General features: G+C 55.2%; 24 protein-coding genes. 23 read left to right on the top strand and 1 reads right to left on the bottom strand.

What is annotated here, in order from left to right; genetic code table 11:
- Positions 1-7 precede the first annotated feature (7 nt).
- The 3 genes from rpoC (at position 8) to rpsG (ending at position 5,469) form a co-directional block, all read left to right on the top strand.
- A complete protein-coding gene (rpoC, locus tag HALTITAN_RS19790) occupies positions 8-4,222 on the top strand; it encodes a DNA-directed RNA polymerase subunit beta' (protein ID WP_009288147.1) in 4,215 nt (1,404 codons plus the stop codon).
- Positions 4,223-4,435: 213 nt separating this feature from the next.
- The gene (gene rpsL, locus HALTITAN_RS19785) at positions 4,436-4,810 is read left to right on the top strand and encodes a 30S ribosomal protein S12 (RefSeq protein WP_008959173.1); all 375 of its coding nucleotides are present in this window, start codon (positions 4,436-4,438) and stop codon (positions 4,808-4,810) included.
- Positions 4,811-4,998: 188 nt separating this feature from the next.
- Positions 4,999-5,469 carry a 30S ribosomal protein S7 gene (rpsG, locus tag HALTITAN_RS19780; protein ID WP_009288145.1) on the top strand — a complete coding sequence of 157 codons (471 nt, stop codon included), beginning with the start codon at positions 4,999-5,001 and terminating at the stop codon, positions 5,467-5,469.
- Here rpsG and HALTITAN_RS26410 read toward each other — a convergent pair.
- Positions 5,402-5,617, bottom strand: a complete 216-nt coding sequence (locus tag HALTITAN_RS26410) for a pentapeptide repeat-containing protein (RefSeq protein ID WP_083868854.1) — start codon at positions 5,615-5,617, stop codon at positions 5,402-5,404. The genes rpsG and HALTITAN_RS26410 overlap by 68 nt on opposite strands.
- Before the next feature lie 99 nt (positions 5,618-5,716).
- Between HALTITAN_RS26410 and fusA the strand changes: the two genes are divergently transcribed.
- From fusA to rplR, 20 genes are all read left to right on the top strand, one after another.
- Positions 5,717-7,840: an elongation factor G gene (fusA, locus tag HALTITAN_RS19775; RefSeq protein WP_009288144.1), complete on the top strand. Its 2,124-nt coding sequence runs from the start codon at positions 5,717-5,719 to the stop codon at positions 7,838-7,840.
- A 29-nt stretch (positions 7,841-7,869) separates the two neighbouring features.
- Positions 7,870-9,063, top strand: coding sequence for an elongation factor Tu (tuf, locus tag HALTITAN_RS19770; RefSeq protein WP_009288143.1), 1,194 nt, complete (start codon positions 7,870-7,872; stop codon positions 9,061-9,063).
- A gap of 159 nt (positions 9,064-9,222) precedes the next feature.
- Positions 9,223-9,534: a 30S ribosomal protein S10 gene (gene rpsJ / locus HALTITAN_RS19765; RefSeq protein ID WP_007112007.1), complete on the top strand. Its 312-nt coding sequence runs from the start codon at positions 9,223-9,225 to the stop codon at positions 9,532-9,534.
- Positions 9,535-9,694: 160 nt separating this feature from the next.
- Positions 9,695-10,333, top strand: coding sequence for a 50S ribosomal protein L3 (gene rplC, locus HALTITAN_RS19760; protein ID WP_009288142.1), 639 nt, complete (start codon positions 9,695-9,697; stop codon positions 10,331-10,333).
- A 15-nt stretch (positions 10,334-10,348) separates the two neighbouring features.
- Complete coding sequence (gene rplD, locus HALTITAN_RS19755) at positions 10,349-10,954, top strand: 50S ribosomal protein L4 (RefSeq protein WP_007112005.1); 606 nt, start codon at positions 10,349-10,351, stop codon at positions 10,952-10,954.
- Positions 10,951-11,247 carry a 50S ribosomal protein L23 gene (rplW, locus tag HALTITAN_RS19750; RefSeq protein WP_008959167.1) on the top strand — a complete coding sequence of 99 codons (297 nt, stop codon included), beginning with the start codon at positions 10,951-10,953 and terminating at the stop codon, positions 11,245-11,247. The genes rplD and rplW overlap by 4 nt, the downstream gene beginning before the upstream one ends.
- Before the next feature lie 17 nt (positions 11,248-11,264).
- Positions 11,265-12,095 (top strand): 50S ribosomal protein L2, encoded by an 831-nt coding sequence (gene rplB, locus HALTITAN_RS19745; RefSeq protein ID WP_008959166.1) that lies wholly within the window; start codon positions 11,265-11,267, stop codon positions 12,093-12,095.
- A gap of 33 nt (positions 12,096-12,128) precedes the next feature.
- Positions 12,129-12,404 (top strand): 30S ribosomal protein S19, encoded by a 276-nt coding sequence (gene rpsS / locus HALTITAN_RS19740; protein ID WP_013330996.1) that lies wholly within the window; start codon positions 12,129-12,131, stop codon positions 12,402-12,404.
- Between the two features lie 18 nt (positions 12,405-12,422).
- A complete protein-coding gene (gene rplV / locus HALTITAN_RS19735) occupies positions 12,423-12,755 on the top strand; it encodes a 50S ribosomal protein L22 (RefSeq protein ID WP_007112002.1) in 333 nt (110 codons plus the stop codon).
- A gap of 10 nt (positions 12,756-12,765) precedes the next feature.
- The gene (gene rpsC / locus HALTITAN_RS19730) at positions 12,766-13,467 is read left to right on the top strand and encodes a 30S ribosomal protein S3 (protein WP_009288141.1); all 702 of its coding nucleotides are present in this window, start codon (positions 12,766-12,768) and stop codon (positions 13,465-13,467) included.
- A 15-nt stretch (positions 13,468-13,482) separates the two neighbouring features.
- Positions 13,483-13,896, top strand: coding sequence for a 50S ribosomal protein L16 (gene rplP, locus HALTITAN_RS19725; protein ID WP_007112000.1), 414 nt, complete (start codon positions 13,483-13,485; stop codon positions 13,894-13,896).
- Entirely contained in the window at positions 13,896-14,087 is a 192-nt protein-coding gene (rpmC, locus tag HALTITAN_RS19720) for a 50S ribosomal protein L29 (protein WP_007111999.1), read from the top strand. Before rplP ends, rpmC begins: the two co-directional genes overlap by 1 nt.
- Position 14,088: 1 nt before the next feature.
- Positions 14,089-14,349, top strand: coding sequence for a 30S ribosomal protein S17 (gene rpsQ / locus HALTITAN_RS19715; protein ID WP_007111998.1), 261 nt, complete (start codon positions 14,089-14,091; stop codon positions 14,347-14,349).
- Positions 14,350-14,398: 49 nt separating this feature from the next.
- On the top strand, positions 14,399-14,770 hold the full coding sequence (gene rplN, locus HALTITAN_RS19710; RefSeq protein WP_008959163.1) for a 50S ribosomal protein L14: 372 nt from the start codon (positions 14,399-14,401) through the stop codon (positions 14,768-14,770).
- A gap of 14 nt (positions 14,771-14,784) precedes the next feature.
- On the top strand, positions 14,785-15,099 hold the full coding sequence (gene rplX, locus HALTITAN_RS19705) for a 50S ribosomal protein L24 (protein WP_007111996.1): 315 nt from the start codon (positions 14,785-14,787) through the stop codon (positions 15,097-15,099).
- 18 nt (positions 15,100-15,117) lie between these two features.
- Positions 15,118-15,657 carry a 50S ribosomal protein L5 gene (rplE, locus tag HALTITAN_RS19700; RefSeq protein WP_007111995.1) on the top strand — a complete coding sequence of 180 codons (540 nt, stop codon included), beginning with the start codon at positions 15,118-15,120 and terminating at the stop codon, positions 15,655-15,657.
- 10 nt (positions 15,658-15,667) lie between these two features.
- Positions 15,668-15,973 (top strand): 30S ribosomal protein S14, encoded by a 306-nt coding sequence (rpsN, locus tag HALTITAN_RS19695; protein ID WP_022520866.1) that lies wholly within the window; start codon positions 15,668-15,670, stop codon positions 15,971-15,973.
- 32 nt (positions 15,974-16,005) lie between these two features.
- A complete protein-coding gene (rpsH, locus tag HALTITAN_RS19690; RefSeq protein ID WP_007111993.1) occupies positions 16,006-16,398 on the top strand; it encodes a 30S ribosomal protein S8 in 393 nt (130 codons plus the stop codon).
- 9 nt (positions 16,399-16,407) lie between these two features.
- Positions 16,408-16,938, top strand: coding sequence for a 50S ribosomal protein L6 (gene rplF, locus HALTITAN_RS19685; protein WP_009288139.1), 531 nt, complete (start codon positions 16,408-16,410; stop codon positions 16,936-16,938).
- 9 nt (positions 16,939-16,947) lie between these two features.
- Positions 16,948-17,298, top strand: a complete 351-nt coding sequence (gene rplR / locus HALTITAN_RS19680) for a 50S ribosomal protein L18 (protein WP_022520865.1) — start codon at positions 16,948-16,950, stop codon at positions 17,296-17,298.
- The last annotated feature ends 2 nt before the right edge of the window (positions 17,299-17,300 follow it).

The raw sequence follows: 17,300 nt of genomic DNA, 5'->3' as shown, positions 1-17,300 counted from the left end.
CCGTCCCATGAAAGATTTGGTGAAAGTACTCAAATCGCAGTCTCAGTCCGAAGAGTTTGACGCGATCAAGATTACCCTGGCGTCGCCGGACATGATTCGCTCCTGGTCGTTTGGCGAGGTGAAGAAGCCTGAGACCATCAACTACCGTACCTTTAAACCGGAGCGGGATGGCCTGTTCTGCGCCAAGATTTTTGGCCCGGTTAAGGATTACGAGTGCCTGTGCGGCAAGTATAAGCGCATGAAGCACCGCGGTATCATCTGCGAAAAGTGTGGCGTAGAAGTGACCAAGGCCGCCGTGCGCCGTGAGCGCATGGGGCACATCGAGCTCGCTTCGCCGGTGGCACACATTTGGTTTTTGAAGTCACTGCCGTCGCGTATCGGCATGTTCCTCGATATGACCCTGCGTGATATCGAGCGCGTGCTGTATTTCGAAAGCTTTGTCGTTATCGATCCAGGTATGACCACGCTGGAGCGTGGTCAGCTGATGAACGACGAGCAGTACTTTGAAGCACTGGAAGAGTTCGGTGATGACTTCGACGCCCGCATGGGTGCCGAAGCCGTTCAGGAGCTGCTCAAAGATATCGATCTGGAAGAAGAGATTAACCACCTGCGCGAAGAGATTCCGCAGACTAACTCCGAAACCAAGATCAAGAAGCTCTCCAAGCGCCTCAAGCTGCTTGAAGCCTTCTACCACTCCGGTAACGCGCCGGCGTGGATGGTCATGGAAGTGCTGCCCGTGCTGCCACCGGATCTGCGTCCGCTGGTACCGCTGGACGGTGGCCGTTTCGCGACCTCCGATCTCAACGACCTTTACCGTCGTGTAATCAACCGTAACAACCGCCTGAAGCGTCTGCTCGATCTCAATGCGCCGGACATTATTGTGCGCAACGAGAAGCGTATGCTGCAGGAAGCCGTCGATGCACTGCTCGACAATGGTCGTCGTGGCCGCGCGATCACGGGCTCTAACAAGCGCCCGCTGAAATCGCTCGCCGACATGATCAAAGGTAAGCAGGGTCGTTTCCGTCAGAACCTGCTGGGTAAGCGCGTCGACTACTCGGGCCGCTCGGTAATTACCGTTGGTCCGACCCTGCGTCTGCACCAGTGTGGTCTGCCCAAGAAAATGGCGCTTGAGCTGTTCAAGCCGTTTATCTACTCCAAGCTGCAGTCGCTGGGCTATGCCTCCACGATCAAAGCCGCCAAGAAGATGGTCGAGCGCGAGCTGCCGGAAGTGTGGGACATCCTTGCCGATGTTATCCGCGAGCACCCGGTACTGCTTAACCGCGCCCCCACGCTTCACCGTCTGGGTATCCAGGCGTTTGAGCCGCTGCTGATCGAAGGTAAAGCGATTCAGCTGCACCCGCTGGTATGTGCCGCCTACAACGCCGACTTTGACGGTGACCAGATGGCGGTACACGTGCCGCTGACCCTGGAAGCCCAGCTCGAAGCGCGTGCGCTGATGATGGCCACCAACAACGTGCTTTCGCCCGCTAACGGCGAGCCGATCATCGTGCCGTCCCAGGACGTTGTACTGGGTCTCTATTACATGACCCGCGAAAAGATCAACGCCAAAGGCGAAGGCATGGTGTTCTCTGACCTTAATGAAGTTGAGCGCGCGTTTGGTACCCAGTCAGTATCGCTGCACGCCCGGGTCAAAGTGCGTCTGGACGAAATCGATATCGAAGAAGAGAGCGGCGAGCGTAGCTTCCACCGCCGTATTTACGATACGACGGTAGGCCGTGCACTGCTGTTCCGCATTCTGCCCGAAGGTGTGCCTTTCGAGCTGATCGACCAGCCGATGAAGAAGAAGGCGATCTCTAGCCTGATCAACGAAGTTTATCGTCGTGCCGGCCTCAAGCCGACCGTCATTTTCGCTGACCAGCTGATGTATACCGGTTTCCGTCTCGCGACCTGGTCCGGCGCCTCAATCGGTGTTAACGACTTCGTTATTCCCGAAGCAAAAACTGAAATCGTTGATGCAGCGGAAGCCGAAGTTAAAGAGATCGAAGACCAGTTCTCTTCTGGCCTGGTAACAGCGGGCGAGAAGTACAACAAGGTTATCGATATCTGGTCCAAGGCCAACGACAAAGTCGCCAAGGCGATGATGGTGGGTATCTCTAAAGAGACCGTCATCGATCGTGATGGCAACGAAGTTGAGCAGGACTCGTTCAACAGCGTCTTCATCATGGCCGACTCCGGTGCCCGTGGTAGTGCTGCCCAGATCCGTCAGTTGGCGGGTATGCGTGGTCTGATGGCCAAGCCGGATGGCTCGATCATCGAAACGCCGATCGTCGCCAACTTCCGTGAAGGTCTGAACGTACTGCAGTACTTCATCTCGACCCACGGTGCACGTAAAGGTCTTGCGGATACGGCGTTGAAAACCGCCAACTCCGGTTACCTAACCCGTCGCTTGGTAGACGTAGCGCAAGACCTGGTCATCACCGAAGTCGACTGTGGTACCGAAAATGGCTTGACCCTGCACCCGATCATCGAAGGCGGCGACATTATCGTACCGCTTTCCCAGCGCGTGCTTGGTCGTGTAGTCGCCCAGGATGTGGTTCACCCTGGCAGCGGTGAAGTCTTGATCGCGAAAGGCACCTTGCTCGACGAGAAATGGTGTGCCGAGCTCGACACCATGGGTGTAGACGAGATCATCGTTCGCTCTACGATTACCTGTGAGACCGCACACGGCGTGTGTGCCTCCTGTTACGGCCGTGACTTGGCCCGTGGCCATCAGGTCAACATCGGTGAAGCCGTCGGCGTTATCGCCGCACAGTCCATCGGTGAGCCGGGTACCCAGCTGACCATGCGTACCTTCCACATCGGTGGTGCGGCATCGCGTTCGTCTGCTGTGGATAGCGTACAAGTGAAGCACGGCGGTAAGGTTCGTCTGCACAACATCAAGCATGTAGAGCGTGCCGACGGCAAGCTGGTTGTCGTATCTCGCTCCAGCGCCCTGGCCGTTGCTGACGACCATGGCCGTGAGCGTGAGTACTATAAGCTCCCTTACGGTGCTGAGCTTTCTGTACGCGACGGCGACGTGGTCGACGCTGGTGCGACGGTCGCCAAATGGGATCCGCACACTCACCCGATCGTTGCCGAAGTAGAAGGTAAGGCGCAGTTCATCGATCTCGACGAGGGTGTCACCATGCACCGCAGCGTCGATGAGATGACCGGCCTCTCCTCTATCGAGGTGATCGAGTCTGCAGCACGTCCCATGGCCGGTCGCGACAAGCGCCCGATGGTCATGCTGCAAGACAGCTCGGGCGAGTACGTCTCTGTATCGGGCTCCAACACCCCGGTTCAGTACCTGCTTCCGGGCAACTCGATTATTTCGGTCGACGATGGTGTGACGATCGGGGTGGGTGAAGTGGTTGCCCGTATCCCGGTAGAAGCCTCGGCGAACAAAGACATCACCGGTGGTCTGCCGCGGGTTGCTGACTTGTTTGAAGCGCGTAAGCCGAAAGAGTCCTCGATCCTGGCCGAGATCAGCGGTGTGATCAGCTTCGGTAAAGAGACCAAAGGTAAGCGTCGTCTGACCATTACCCCGGAATCTGGCGATCCGTTTGAAGCGCTGATTCCGAAATGGCGTCAAATTGCCGTCTTCGAAGGCGAAACCGTCGAGAAGGGCGAGGTGATTTCCGATGGGCCGAGCAATCCGCACGATATCCTGCGCTTGCTGGGTGTTGAGGAGCTCGCCAAGTACATCACTGCCGAAGTACAGGACGTTTATCGTCTGCAGGGCGTAGGCATCAACGATAAGCACATCGAAGTCATTGTGCGTCAGATGCTGCGTAAGGTAGAGATTACTGACTCGGGCGATTCTGACTTCATCACGGGCGACCAGGCTGAACTGGTTCGCGTGCTGGAACAGAACGAACGTCTTGAAAAAGAGAAGAAATTCCCGGCCAAGTATCAGCGTATGCTGCTGGGTATCACCAAGGCCAGCCTGGCCACCGAGTCGTTCATTTCCGCGGCCTCCTTCCAGGAGACAACCCGCGTACTGACCGAAGCGGCGGTGACTGGCAAGCGCGATTACCTGCGCGGCCTGAAAGAAAATGTGGTGGTTGGTCGCCTGATACCGGCCGGTACGGGCTTGACTCACCACGCAGAACGTCGTCGCAAGCGCGAAGACGTTGAGCAACTGTTCAATCCTTCGGCTACCGAAGTCGAACAGGAGCTGGGTGCACAGTTGACCGCTCTCGATTCTGACGACGAGCTGTAGATTTGGCGCCTAAAGCAGTAGGTAACATGAGTAAGTAAAACGAATAGCTGACCTGAAAAAGTGTCACCTTGCCGGTAAAACCGCCGGCAAGGCTTGACGCGACCTAGGGTCAGCCTTTAGAATGCGCAGCCTTTAACAGTGGGGTGGGTGCGCCCGCATCCGCTGCCCGCATTTGTTAAAAGGCAAGGCAACCATTGGAGTCAGCTAAACACCATGGCAACGATTAATCAGCTAGTGCGCAAGCCGCGCAAGCGCCCCGTCACAAAAAGTGACGTGCCAGCGCTGCAGGCCTGTCCGCAAAAACGTGGCGTTTGTACGCGCGTTTACACCACCACCCCGAAGAAGCCTAACTCGGCTCTGCGTAAGGTTTGCCGTGTGCGCCTTACCAACGGCTTTGAAGTGTCTTCTTATATCGGTGGTGAAGGTCACAACCTTCAAGAACACTCTGTCGTTTTGATTCGCGGCGGTCGTGTAAAGGATTTGCCAGGTGTGCGTTATCACACCGTTCGTGGCGCCCTTGACACCTCTGGCGTTCAAAATCGTCGTCAGGGTCGTTCTAAATACGGTACTAAGCGTCCTAAGTCCTAAGTTTTAAGTCCTAGGGCTAGGTCAGCTGTGCAGCGTCGCCCCGTCAAAAGGGCATGCTGAGTAACGATTTTCACGAATTTGACGGTCTGATAAGAGTAAGGTCGGGCTGCACTTGTGGTACTTGAATAGCGTACACAGGTTGCATGAGTTCCGGGTTTACCTGAAAGATCCTTAATTGAGGGCTTATCATGCCTAGAAGAAGAGTAGTAGCTAAACGCGAGATTCTGCCGGATCCTAAGTTCGGAAGTGAGCGTCTGGCGAAGTTCATGAACCACCTGATGGTCAGCGGCAAGAAGTCCATAGCTGAGCGTATCGTCTACGGTGCGTTGGACAAGGTTGCCGAGCGTAGTAAAGAAGATCCGCTGGAGATCTTCGACAAAGCGCTGGAAGCCATCCAGCCGATGGTCGAAGTGAAGTCGCGCCGCGTTGGTGGTGCGACCTATCAGGTGCCGGTTGAAGTACGTCCGTCTCGCCGTCAAGCGCTGGCAATGCGCTGGCTGGTGGACGCGGCGCGTCGTCGCGGTGAGAAAACCATGGTTCAGCGTCTGGCGGGTGAAATGCTGGATGCCGCTGAAGGTAAAGGTTCTGCCGTTAAGAAGCGCGAAGACGTGCATCGCATGGCAGAAGCCAACAAGGCCTTCTCGCACTACCGTTTTTAAGGTCGGCGTTTTTAAGGTCAGCGTTTCTAAAATCGGCGTTTCTTTGTACGGCGTTTTTAAGTACGGCTTTCTGGTTTATATATGCACGTTGTTCAGCATGGTGAAATGTTTGCTGAGTCGCGTTGTTGCAATTCAAAAGTTGCAACACTCAGCCGCTACCATGATGCAGTGGTAGCGGTGGCCGCATAAACCTCGCTTGCATACGCCGCTAAATTAACGAGCATCGCCAACAAACGGGAGTTTCACCGTGGCACGCAAGACTCCACTAAATCGCTACCGTAATATCGGTATCGTCGCTCACGTCGACGCGGGTAAAACCACGACGACTGAGCGTGTACTGTTCTACACCGGTCTCTCCCACAAAGTGGGCGAAGTACACGACGGTGCTGCGACCATGGACTGGATGGAGCAGGAGCAGGAGCGTGGTATCACTATCACCTCAGCTGCAACTACCTGTTTCTGGCAGGGCATGAACAAGCAGTTCCCTGAGCACCGTATCAATATTATCGACACCCCGGGGCACGTTGACTTCACCATTGAAGTTGAACGTTCTCTGCGCGTACTCGATGGTGCGGTTGTTGTACTGTGTGGTTCTTCCGGCGTTCAGCCGCAGACCGAAACAGTATGGCGCCAAGCCAACAAGTATGAAGTTCCGCGCATGGTTTTCGTCAATAAGATGGACCGTACCGGCGCTGACTTCTTCATGGTTGTCGAGCAGTTGAAAGAGCGTTTGGGTGCCAAAGCTGTGCCAATCCAGATTAACTGGGGCACGGAAGAGGACTTTAAAGGCGTTATTGATCTGATTCAGATGAAGGCTATCCTGTGGGACGAGGAAAGCCTGGGTATGAATTATGACCTCGCGGACATTCCTGCTGAGCTACAAGAAACAGCAGAAAAGTACCGCGAAGAGATGGTCGAAGCTGCTGCCGAAGGCTCTGACGAGCTGATGGAAAAGTACCTTGAAGGCGGTGAGCTATCGGTTGAAGAGATCAAGGCCGGTCTGCGTGCGCGCACCCTGGCTAACGATATCGTTCTGGTTACCTGTGGTTCTGCCTTTAAGAACAAAGGCGTTCAAGCAGTGCTGGATGGCGTTATCGAATACATGCCTTCGCCGACGGAAGTTAAGGCGATCGAAGGTGAGCTCGACGATAAAGACGGCACCGTTGATACCCGTGAAGCTGATGACAGTGCGCCGTTTGCGGCCCTGGCGTTTAAGATCGCCACTGACCCCTTCGTTGGTACGCTGACCTTTATTCGCGTCTACTCGGGTGTTCTTAAATCTGGTGACGGTGTCTATAACTCCGTTAAGCAGAAGAAAGAGCGCGTTGGCCGTATCGTTCAGATGCACGCCAATTCCCGTGAAGAGATCAAAGAAGTTCTGGCGGGCGACATCGCTGCTTGTATCGGTCTGAAAGACGTCACCACGGGTGATACCCTGTGCGACATCGATAACAAGATCGTTCTCGAGCGCATGGAGTTCCCGGATCCGGTTATCTCGGTTGCTGTAGAGCCTAAATCTAAGGCAGACCAAGAGAAGATGGGTGTTGCGTTGGGCAAGCTTGCTCAAGAAGACCCTTCCTTCCAGGTCAAAACCGACGAAGAAACCGGCCAGACGATTATTTCTGGCATGGGTGAGCTTCACCTGGATATCCTCGTTGACCGTATGCGTCGCGAGTTTAAGGTTGAAGCCAATATCGGTAAGCCTCAGGTTGCCTATCGCGAAACGATTCGCGGCAGCATTGAGCAAGAAGGCAAGTTCGTACGTCAGTCCGGTGGTCGTGGTCAGTATGGTCACGTATGGCTGCGTATCGAGCCGCTGACAGCAGAAGAGAAGGGTGAAGGCGAAGACGAACTGTTCTTCAAGTTCAACTCTGAGATCGTGGGTGGTGCGGTTCCCAAGGAATACGTTCCCGCGGTTGAGAAGGGTGCTTTTGAGCAGCTCAAAAACGGCGTCATCGCGGGTTACCCGATGATCGACGTTAAAGTAACGCTGTTTGATGGCTCCTTCCACGACGTAGACTCCAACGAGACTGCGTTTAAGATTGCTTCTTCTATGGCAGTAAAAGAAGGTGCCAGGAAGGCCAAGGCCGTGCTGCTGGAGCCGGTGATGAAGGTCGAAATCGTGACCCCCGAAGAATTTATGGGTGACGTCATGGGTGACCTGAGCCGTCGTCGCGGCCTGGTGCAGGGTATGGATGACTCCTCTTCTGGTAAAGTCATTCGTGCGACGGTGCCACTGGGCGAGATGTTCGGTTATGCAACCGATCTGCGCTCACAAACCCAGGGCCGTGCGAGCTACTCTATGGAGTTCTCGAAGTACGACGAGGCGCCCTCCAGCGTCGTTGAAGCCGTCATCAATCAAAACGGTTAACCGTTAGCTAACGTAAAGAGGTTATAGCAGTGGCTAAGGAAAAATTTGAACGTTCCAAACCGCACGTCAACGTCGGCACCATTGGTCACGTCGACCACGGTAAAACGACTCTGACGGCGGCCCTGACCCGCGTGTCTGCTGAGGTTTTCGGCGGCGACTGGCGTGAGTTTGATACCATCGATAACGCTCCTGAAGAGCGTGAGCGCGGTATCACAATCGCTACTTCCCACGTGGAATACCAGTCTGAAGATCGCCACTACGCGCACGTTGACTGCCCGGGACACGCTGACTACGTCAAGAACATGATCACCGGTGCTGCGCAGATGGACGGCGCTATCCTGGTATGTTCTGCCGCAGACGGCCCGATGCCGCAAACTCGCGAGCACATCCTGCTGTCTCGTCAGGTTGGCGTACCGTTCATCGTTGTGTTCCTGAACAAAGCGGACATGGTCGATGATGAAGAGCTGCTCGAGCTGGTAGAAATGGAAGTTCGCGAACTTCTAGACCAGTACGACTTCCCGGGTGACGACACGCCGATCATCACTGGCTCTGCGCTGATGGCGCTGAACGGTGAAGATGACAAGGGCATGGGTACGACTGCCGTCGCTAATTTGATCAAAGCTCTGGATGCTTACATCCCTGAGCCGGAGCGTGCCATCGACCAGCCGTTCCTGATGCCGATCGAAGACGTGTTCTCTATCTCTGGCCGCGGTACTGTTGTTACCGGTCGTGTAGAGCGCGGTATCGTCAAAGCGGGCGAAGAAGTGGAAATCGTGGGTATCCGCGATACCACCAAAACGATCGTTACCGGTGTTGAAATGTTCCGTAAACTGCTCGACGAAGGTCGTGCTGGTGAGAACGTTGGCGCCCTGCTGCGTGGTACTAAGCGTGATGACGTCGAGCGTGGCCAAGTACTGGCCAAGCCGGGCACCATCAACCCGCACACTACCTTCGAAGCAGAAGTTTACGTACTGTCCAAAGAAGAGGGTGGTCGTCACACGCCTTTCTTCAAGGGCTACCGTCCGCAGTTCTACTTCCGTACCACCGACGTAACTGGTACCTGTGAACTGCCGGAAGGCGTTGAAATGGTCATGCCGGGTGACAACGTTCAGATGGTTGTTACCTTGATCGCCCCGATCGCAATGGACGAAGGCTTGCGCTTCGCTATTCGTGAAGGCGGCCGTACTGTCGGTGCTGGCGTTGTGGCCAAAATCGTCAAGTAAGCAGCATGCTTGAATGATGAAGGGGGCTCTGATGAGCCCCCTTTTCTGCGCACCAACAGCAAATGTTTGACATGGGCTTTTGGCGTGCCTATAATGCGCATCCTTTGAATGCGTGGGTAGACGGCTCGCGCCGTCGACATCCATTGGAGTTTAGGGCAAATGCAGAACCAAAAGATTCGCATTCGGTTGAAAGCTTTCGACCATCGCCTGATCGACCAGTCTACAGCGGAGATTGTTGAAACCGCTAAACGTACTGGTGCTCAGGTTCGTGGTCCGATTCCGCTGCCGACCAACCGCGAGCGTTACACCATTCTGATCTCACCGCACGTCAACAAAGATGCGCGTGACCAGTATGAGATTCGTACGCACAAGCGTGTGCTCGACATTGTTGAGCCGACTGAAAAAACTGTTGATGCTTTGATGAAGCTTGATCTCGCCGCAGGCGTTGACGTGCAAATCAAACTCAACTAATTACACTAGTCACTTGCGGCCCAGCGCTCATCGTTCTTTGTAAAGAGCTAGCATGAGCAGCAGCCGCCGCGCCGTGAGGCGCCATACAATGTGCTAGTGGAATGCTCTGGAAAGGGCAGCCATAGCGGGTGATAGCCCCGTACACTATAGGAGACTGAGTATGACTATCGGTTTAGTCGGTAAAAAGGCCGGGATGACCCGTGTCTTTACCGAAGACGGCGCGTCTGTGCCCGTAACCGTTATTGAAGTTGATCCTAATCGTGTTACACGCGTTAAATCTGTCGAGTCTGACGGTTACGCAGCGATTCAGGTCACATCTGGCTCTCGTAAAGCTAAGCACCTCACCAAAGCGCAAGCGGGTCAGTTTGCCAAGGCGGGTGTTGAAGCTGGTCGTGCACTGATGGAATTTCGTCTTGCAGAAGGCGAAGAGATTCCTGAAGTAGGCGGCGAACTCACCGTATCCCTCTTCGAAGCTGGTCAAATGGTTGACGTGACTGGCACCTCTAAGGGTAAAGGCTTCCAGGGTGCTGTTAAACGCTGGAATTTCCGTACCCAAGATATGACTCACGGTAACTCTCTGTCGCATCGCGCGCCGGGTTCTATCGGCATGTGTCAGACTCCGGGTCGCGTTTTCAAAGGCAAAAAGATGGCCGGTCAAATGGGTAACGCCCGTTGCACCGTGCAGAGCCTTGAGATCGTCCGTGTCGACGCCGAGCGTAACCTGCTGCTGATTAAAGGCGCCGTACCGGGTGCTCCCGGTAGTGACGTTATCGTTCGCAGCGCCGTGAAAGCAGGCTGAAGGGGATAATTACCAATGAATCTGAATCTTGCTGCAGGCGCGGGTACCGTTGAAGTAGCCGACGCCACTTTTGGCAAAGAATTCAACGAAGCGCTCGTTCACCAGGTTGTCACTGCCTATTTGGCGGCTGGTCGTCAGGGAACCCGCGCACAAAAGAGTCGTTCCGACGTTCGTGGCGGTGGTAAAAAGCCGTGGCGTCAGAAAGGCACCGGTCGTGCACGTGCCGGTACCATCCGCTCTCCGCTATGGCGTAGTGGTGGCGTAACCTTCGCGGCGCGTCCGCAAGACTACACCCAGAAGGTTAACCGCAAGATGTACCGTGCAGCGATGCGCTCCATCTTGTCAGAGCTGGTACGTCAAGAGCGTTTAGTCGCGATTGAAGAGTTCGTCGTCGATGCGCCTAAGACCAAGCAGGTAGCTGCCAAGCTAAAAGAGCTCAACCTTGAAAAAGTGTTGATCGTCACTGAAGAAGTTGACGAAAAGCTCTATTTGGCCGCACGCAACCTTCCCCACGTTGACGTGGTGGATGTCGCGGCAGCTGACCCGGTAAGCCTGGTAGCCTTTGATAAGGTGCTGATTACCGTCTCCGCCCTGCGTAAATTCGAGGAGAAGCTGGCATGAACCAGGAACGCGTATTTAAGGTTCTGCTTGGGCCGCACGTGACCGAAAAGGCCGCAATGGCAGCCGAGCGCAACCAGTACGTTTTCAAGGTGGCATCTGATGCTACCAAGCCCGAGATCAAAAAGGCCGTTGAAGCACTTTTCGGCAAAAAGGTCGGTAGTGTTCAGGTACTGAACATGAAGGGTAAAACAAAACGTACTGCGAACGGCGTTGGCCTGCGTAAGGGTTATCGCAAAGCGTATGTGACCCTGGCTGCGGGTGAAACGCTCGAAGACTTCTCTGGCGCCGAATAAGGGCAGGAGTACGGATAATGGCAATCGTCAAGACCAAACCCACTTCCGCCGGTCGTCGCCACGTCGTCAAGATCGTTGGCGAGGAACTGTTTAAAGGCCGTGCCTATGCACCGCTTTTAGAAAAACAGTCCAAGTCCGGCGGCCGTAACAACTACGGTCGTATCACCACCCGCCACGTGGGCGGTGGTCATCGTCACCACTATCGGTTGATCGATTTCAAACGCACCAAGGATGGCATTCCTGCCACCGTTGAGCGTCTTGAGCACGATCCTAACCGCAGTGCGCACATTGCGCTGCTGAAGTATGCCGATGGTGAGCGTCGTTACATCATTGCACCGAAAGGTGTCAGCGCGGGTGACGTGCTGGAATCTGGTGTTAACGCGTCAATCAAGAAAGGCAATGCCTTGCCGCTGCGCAACGTCCCGTTGGGTTCTACGGTGCACTGCATCGAACTCAAGCCGGGTAAAGGCGCGCAGATTGCTCGCAGTGCCGGTACAAGCGCCCAGCTGGTTGCTCGTGAAGGTAACTATGCCACCCTGCGTCTTCGCTCTGGCGAAATGCGTAAAGTGTTGGCCGAGTGCCGCGCGACCTTGGGTGAAGTGAGCAACTCAGAGCACAGCCTGCGTCAACTTGGCAAGGCCGGTGCGAAGCGCTGGAGAGGTGTGCGTCCGACTGTTCGCGGTGTCGCGATGAACCCAGTCGATCACCCGCACGGTGGTGGCGAAGGCCGCACCAGTGGTGGTCGTCACCCGGTATCCCCATGGGGTGTGCCGACTAAGGGTCACAAGACGCGTAAGAACAAGCGCACCGACAAGCTGATCATTCGTCGTCGTAATAAGACGCGTTGATCTACATTGCCAAGACATTAAGAGGTAACGGCTGTGCCACGTTCACTAAAGAAAGGTCCCTTCATTGACCTTCATCTTTTGAAGAAGGTAGAGGTTGCAGTGGAGAAGAACGATCGCAAACCGATCAAGACTTGGTCGCGTCGTTCTATGATCCTGCCCAATATGGTAGGCCTCACTATCGCGGTCCATAACGGTCGCCAACACGTCCCGGTGCACGTCTCCGAGGAAATGGTTGGCCACAAATTGGGCGAATTCGCTGCTACTCGCACTTATCGCGGGCATGCGGCGGATAAAAAAGCCAAACGGTAAGCCAGAGAGGATTGAGAGATGGAAGTCACAGCTAAGCTGCTTGGCGCTCGTTTATCCGCCCAGAAGGCCCGTTTGGTGGCTGACCAGGTGCGCGGTAAACCTGTCGCCGAGGCACTCGACCTGCTGACCTTCTCACCGAAGAAGGCTGCCAAGCTGGTTAAGAAGGTGCTGCAATCCGCGATTGCAAACGCGGAAGAAAATAACGGCATGGATATTGACGAGCTGCGTGTCTCGACCATCTGCGTCGATGAGGGCATGACGCTCAAGCGTATCAAGCCGCGTGCCAAGGGGCGTGCGGATCGTATCTTGAAGCGCACGTGCCACATCACCGTCAAGGTAGCCGAGAAGTAGGAGTCGACCGATGGGTCAGAAAGTCAATCCAACAGGCATTCGACTGGGCATCGTCAAAGACCATGCTTCTGTCTGGTATGCTGAGCGCGGCGCTTACGCCGATAAGCTCAATAACGATCTCGAAGTGCGTAGCTTCCTGGAAGAGCGTCTTAAAAGCGCCTCTGTTAGCCGCATCCACATCGAGCGTCCGGCGAACAATGCCCGCATCACCATTCACACTGCCCGTCCGGGTATCGTGATTGGTAAGAAAGGTGAAGATGTCGACCGTCTGCGTCGCGATCTCACTCAGATGATGGGCGTTCCCGTGCATGTGAACATCGAAGAAGTTCGCAAGCCGGAGCTGGATGCCAAGCTAGTCGCTGCTAACGTAGCGGGTCAGCTTGAGCGTCGCGTCATGTTCCGTCGTGCTATGAAGCGCGCGGTACAGAACGCAATGCGTCTTGGCGCTGGTGGCATCAAGATTCAGCTGTCAGGTCGTCTTGGTGGCGCTGAAATCGCACGTACCGAATGGTACCGCGAAGGTCGCGTTCCGCTGCACACGTTGCGTGCGGATATCGACTACGCCACTTACGAAGCTCACACCACCTATGGCGTTATCGGCGTCAAAGTGTGGATCTTCAAGGGTGAAATCCTCGGCGGTATCGAGGAAGTACGTGCCAAGGCTAAACAACAGCCTGCCGGCAACGCGCCCAAGAAGAAAGGTTCCAGGTAAGGGGAGAGCGAGTCGATGTTACAGCCCAAGCGTATGAAATTCCGCAAGATGATGAAAGGCCGCAACCGTGGCCTGGCGCATCGCGGAAGCAAGATCAGCTTCGGGGAATACGGCCTTAAAGCTACTGGTCGCGGCCGCATCACTGCGCGTCAGATCGAAGCAGGCCGTCGTGCGATCACACGTCACGTAAAGCGTGGCGGTAAAATCTGGATCCGCGTCTTCCCTGATAAGCCGATCTCCAAGAAGCCGCTCGAAGTTCGTATGGGTAAAGGTAAAGGTTCTGTTGAGTACTGGGTTGCCCAGATCCAACCGGGTCGGGTCCTGTATGAAATTGAAGGCGTGTCGGAAGAGCTCGCTCGTGAAGCGTTTGAGCTTGCCGCACAGAAAATGCCCTTATCCACCACCTTTGCGAAACGGACGGTGATGTGATGAAAGCCCAGGAAATTCGTGAAAAGTCCGCAGGAGAGCTCCAGGAGCAACTCCTCGAACTCCTCCGCGAGCAGTTTAACCTGCGCATGCAGAAGGCCACTGGCCAACTGAGCCAGACTCATCTGCTCAAGCAGGTCCGCCGGGATATCGCCCGCGTTAAGACTTTGCTCAACGAGAAGGCAGGTGATTGAGATGGCCGAAGAAAACACAAAGCGTACGCTCACCGGTAAAGTGGTGAGCGATAAGATGGACAAGTCCATCGTCGTCATGATCGAGCGGCGCGAGCGTCACCCGATCTACGGAAAATACGTTAAGCGCTCCACCAAGCTGCACGCCCATGATGAGGCGAACCAGGCTAAGGCAGGCGATACGGTTTCCATTCAGGAGTGCCGTCCGCTTTCCAAGAAGAAAGCCTGGACGCTGGTCGAGGTGGTTGAACACGCCAAGGGTTAATCCCAAGGCCTGTCAATCAGTGCAGTCAGATTAGGTTTGGAGAAAACCGATGATTCAGACTCAGACAATGCTGGATGTCGCCGACAACAGCGGAGCGCGCCGGGTGCAGTGCATCAAGGTGTTAGGCGGTTCACATCGTCGTTACGCTCGCGTTGGTGATATCATCAAGGTCACGGTTAAGGAAGCGATTCCGCGTGGCAAGGTCAAAAAAGGCCAGGTGCTAAAAGCGGTCGTGGTTCGGACCCGTAGTGGCGTCCGTCGTCCCGACGGTTCGCTCATCCGTTTCGATGGAAATGCGGCAGTTTTGTTGAATAACACCAACGAACAGCCCATCGGTACCCGTATTTTTGGGCCGGTGACTCGTGAACTTCGTAATGAAAAGTTCATGAAGATCATTTCCTTAGCGCCTGAAGTGCTGTAAGGAGCGAGGCGGATATGCAAAAGATCAAACGTGACGATGAAGTCATCGTCATCGCCGGGAAGGATAAAGGCAAGCGTGGCACCGTTAAGCGGGTATTAGAAAACCGCTTTTTGGTGTCCGGTGTGAACATGATTAAACGTCACACCAAGCCAAATCCCATGGCGGGTAATCAGGGCGGTATCGTCGAGCGTGAGGCTCCGATTCACGCGTCCAACGTAGCCATCTTCAATTCGGAGACCGGTAAGGCGGATCGCGTCGGCTTCCAAGTGAAGGAAGACGGTACCAAGGTACGTATCTACAAGTCGACGCAGACGCAGATCGACGCCTAACGCGAGTCGGGTAGCACAATGGCGAACTTGAAAGAACGTTATCAAAACGAGGTAGCAGCTCAACTCAAAGAAGAGTTCAGCTATGCCAACGTTATGCAGGTACCCCGGATCACGAAAGTGACTCTGAACATGGGTATCGGCGAAGCAGTCAACGATAAAAAGTTGATTGACAATGCCATCGGCGATCTAGAGAAACTCTCTGGTCAAAAACCGTTGGTGACCAAGGCACGTAAGTCCATCGCGGGCTTCAAGGTGCGCGAAGGTTGGCCAATCGGCATCAAGGTAACTCTGCGCGCTGAGCGTATGTGGGACTTCTTGGACCGTTTGGTTTACATCGCGATTCCCCGCGTGCGTGACTTCCGTGGTCTCAACCCGAAGTCTTTCGACGGTCGTGGTAACTACTCCATGGGTGTGCGTGAGCAGATCATCTTCCCGGAGATCGAGTATGATAAAATCGATCGCATCCGGGGGTTGGACGTCACTATCACTACGACCGCCAAAACCGACGAGGAAGGTCGTGCGCTACTAACCGCACTGAACTTCCCGTTCAAGAAATAGGGGCGAGATCATGGCTAAGAAAAGTATGGTAGAGCGTGAGCTTAAGCGTACTCAGCTGGTCGCGAAGTATGCGACCAAGCGCGCTGAACTCAAGAAGATCATCTCAGACGTGAACACGTCTGAGGAAGACCGCTTCGAGGCGACGCTGAAGCTGCAGCAACTGCCGCGCGACTCAAGCCCGGTGCGTCAGCGTAACCGCTGCCGTATCACCGGTCGTCCGCACGGTTTTTACAACAAGTTCGGCCTTGGCCGTAACAAGCTGCGTGAAGCCGCCATGCGTGGCGACGTTCCTGGGTTGAAAAAATCCAGTTGGTAACGCCACGTAGAATTATCAGGAGCGCACATTAAATGAGCATGCAAGACACTCTGGCGGATATGTTTACACGTATCCGCAATGCGCAGATGGCCACCAAGGAGACGGCTACCATGCCGTCCTCCAAGTTGAAAGTGCAAGTGGCCCGAGTGCTAAAGGAAGAAGGCTACATTGCCGACTTTGCGGTAGCGGAGGGCGCTAAGCCCGAGCTAACCGTAACTCTCAAGTACTTTGAGGGTAAGCCGGTCATTGAGCACATTCAGCGGGTTTCCAAGCCGTCCCTGCGCCGCTACATGGGCAAGGATAACTTGCCTAAGGTTGCCGATGGCCTGGGTATCGCGATTGTCACCACATCCAATGGTGTCATGACCGATCGTGCCGCGCGCCAAGCGGGTGTCGGTGGCGAAGTCATCTGCACCGTATTCTAGGAGGCTGGAATGTCCCGCATAGCGAAATATCCGGTTAAAGTGCCTGCCGGCGTTGAGATTAAAATCAATGCTGACCAGCTGACCGCCAAAGGCGGCCAGGGCACGCTATCTATGACCATCCACTCTGATGTAGTGGTCGGTCAAGAAGATGGCCAGCTGACCTTCGCCCCGAGTGAGTCTGCCAAGAGCTGGGCCATGGCCGGTACTACCCGCGCCTTAGTTCAGAACCTGGTAACGGGCGTATCCGAGGGTTTCACAAGAACTCTCGAAATTGTTGGCGTCGGTTATCGTGCCCAAGCTAAGGGCCAGACGCTCAATCTTTCACTGGGCTTCTCGCACCCGGTCGACTATGAACTGCCTAAAGGTGTCTCAGCGGAAACGCCGAAGAACACCGTTATCGTGCTGAAAAGCGCGGATAAGCAGATGCTCGGCCAGTGCGCCGCGGAAATCCGCGCCTTCCGTCCCCCTGAGCCGTATAAAGGCAAGGGTGTTCGGTACGCCGACGAGCAGGTGCGTCGCAAAGAAGCCAAGAAGAAGTAAGGCAGGGTTATGAACGCGAAGAAAGAATCTCGTCTCCGTCGTGCCCGCCGCGCTCGCGCAAAGATCCGCGAGCTGGGCGTGTATCGCCTGTGCGTCAACCGTACCCCGCGTCACATCTATGCGCAGATTATCTCGCCGGATGGTGGCAAAGTGCTAGCCAGTGCTTCTACGCTGGACAAAGTACTGCGCGAGGGTGCGACCGGCAACTCAGATGCGGCCTCTAAAGTGGGTGCTCTGATTGCTGAACGCGCTAAAGAAGCAGGCATCACCCAGGTGGCCTTCGACCGTGCTGGCTTTAAGTATCACGGCCGCGTCAAGGCGCTGGCCGACGCCGCACGTGAAGGCGGCCTGGAATTCTAAAG

Origin of the sequence: Vreelandella titanicae BH1, assembly GCF_000336575.1 — a bacterium.
In the GTDB taxonomy this organism is placed as follows: domain Bacteria; phylum Pseudomonadota; class Gammaproteobacteria; order Pseudomonadales; family Halomonadaceae; genus Vreelandella; species Vreelandella titanicae.
The sequence above is the reverse complement of the archived record's forward strand: the minus strand, read 5'-3'. Positions and strand labels throughout refer to the sequence as shown.

Coding starts and splice junctions, on each gene's coding strand:
- rplV (WP_007112002.1), top strand. CDS start 12,423: ATGGAAGTCACAGCTAAGCTGCTTGGCGCTCGTTTATCCGCCCAGAAG.
- rpmC (WP_007111999.1), top strand. CDS start 13,896: ATGAAAGCCCAGGAAATTCGTGAAAAGTCCGCAGGAGAGCTCCAGGAG.
- rplD (WP_007112005.1), top strand. CDS start 10,349: ATGAATCTGAATCTTGCTGCAGGCGCGGGTACCGTTGAAGTAGCCGAC.
- rplF (WP_009288139.1), top strand. CDS start 16,408: ATGTCCCGCATAGCGAAATATCCGGTTAAAGTGCCTGCCGGCGTTGAG.
- rplE (WP_007111995.1), top strand. CDS start 15,118: ATGGCGAACTTGAAAGAACGTTATCAAAACGAGGTAGCAGCTCAACTC.
- rpoC (WP_009288147.1), top strand. CDS start 8: ATGAAAGATTTGGTGAAAGTACTCAAATCGCAGTCTCAGTCCGAAGAG.
- rplX (WP_007111996.1), top strand. CDS start 14,785: ATGCAAAAGATCAAACGTGACGATGAAGTCATCGTCATCGCCGGGAAG.
- rplN (WP_008959163.1), top strand. CDS start 14,399: ATGATTCAGACTCAGACAATGCTGGATGTCGCCGACAACAGCGGAGCG.
- rpsH (WP_007111993.1), top strand. CDS start 16,006: ATGAGCATGCAAGACACTCTGGCGGATATGTTTACACGTATCCGCAAT.
- rplC (WP_009288142.1), top strand. CDS start 9,695: ATGACTATCGGTTTAGTCGGTAAAAAGGCCGGGATGACCCGTGTCTTT.
- rpsQ (WP_007111998.1), top strand. CDS start 14,089: ATGGCCGAAGAAAACACAAAGCGTACGCTCACCGGTAAAGTGGTGAGC.
- rpsJ (WP_007112007.1), top strand. CDS start 9,223: ATGCAGAACCAAAAGATTCGCATTCGGTTGAAAGCTTTCGACCATCGC.
- rpsC (WP_009288141.1), top strand. CDS start 12,766: ATGGGTCAGAAAGTCAATCCAACAGGCATTCGACTGGGCATCGTCAAA.
- rplB (WP_008959166.1), top strand. CDS start 11,265: ATGGCAATCGTCAAGACCAAACCCACTTCCGCCGGTCGTCGCCACGTC.
- rplP (WP_007112000.1), top strand. CDS start 13,483: ATGTTACAGCCCAAGCGTATGAAATTCCGCAAGATGATGAAAGGCCGC.
- rplR (WP_022520865.1), top strand. CDS start 16,948: ATGAACGCGAAGAAAGAATCTCGTCTCCGTCGTGCCCGCCGCGCTCGC.
- rpsN (WP_022520866.1), top strand. CDS start 15,668: ATGGCTAAGAAAAGTATGGTAGAGCGTGAGCTTAAGCGTACTCAGCTG.
- rplW (WP_008959167.1), top strand. CDS start 10,951: ATGAACCAGGAACGCGTATTTAAGGTTCTGCTTGGGCCGCACGTGACC.
- rpsL (WP_008959173.1), top strand. CDS start 4,436: ATGGCAACGATTAATCAGCTAGTGCGCAAGCCGCGCAAGCGCCCCGTC.
- rpsG (WP_009288145.1), top strand. CDS start 4,999: ATGCCTAGAAGAAGAGTAGTAGCTAAACGCGAGATTCTGCCGGATCCT.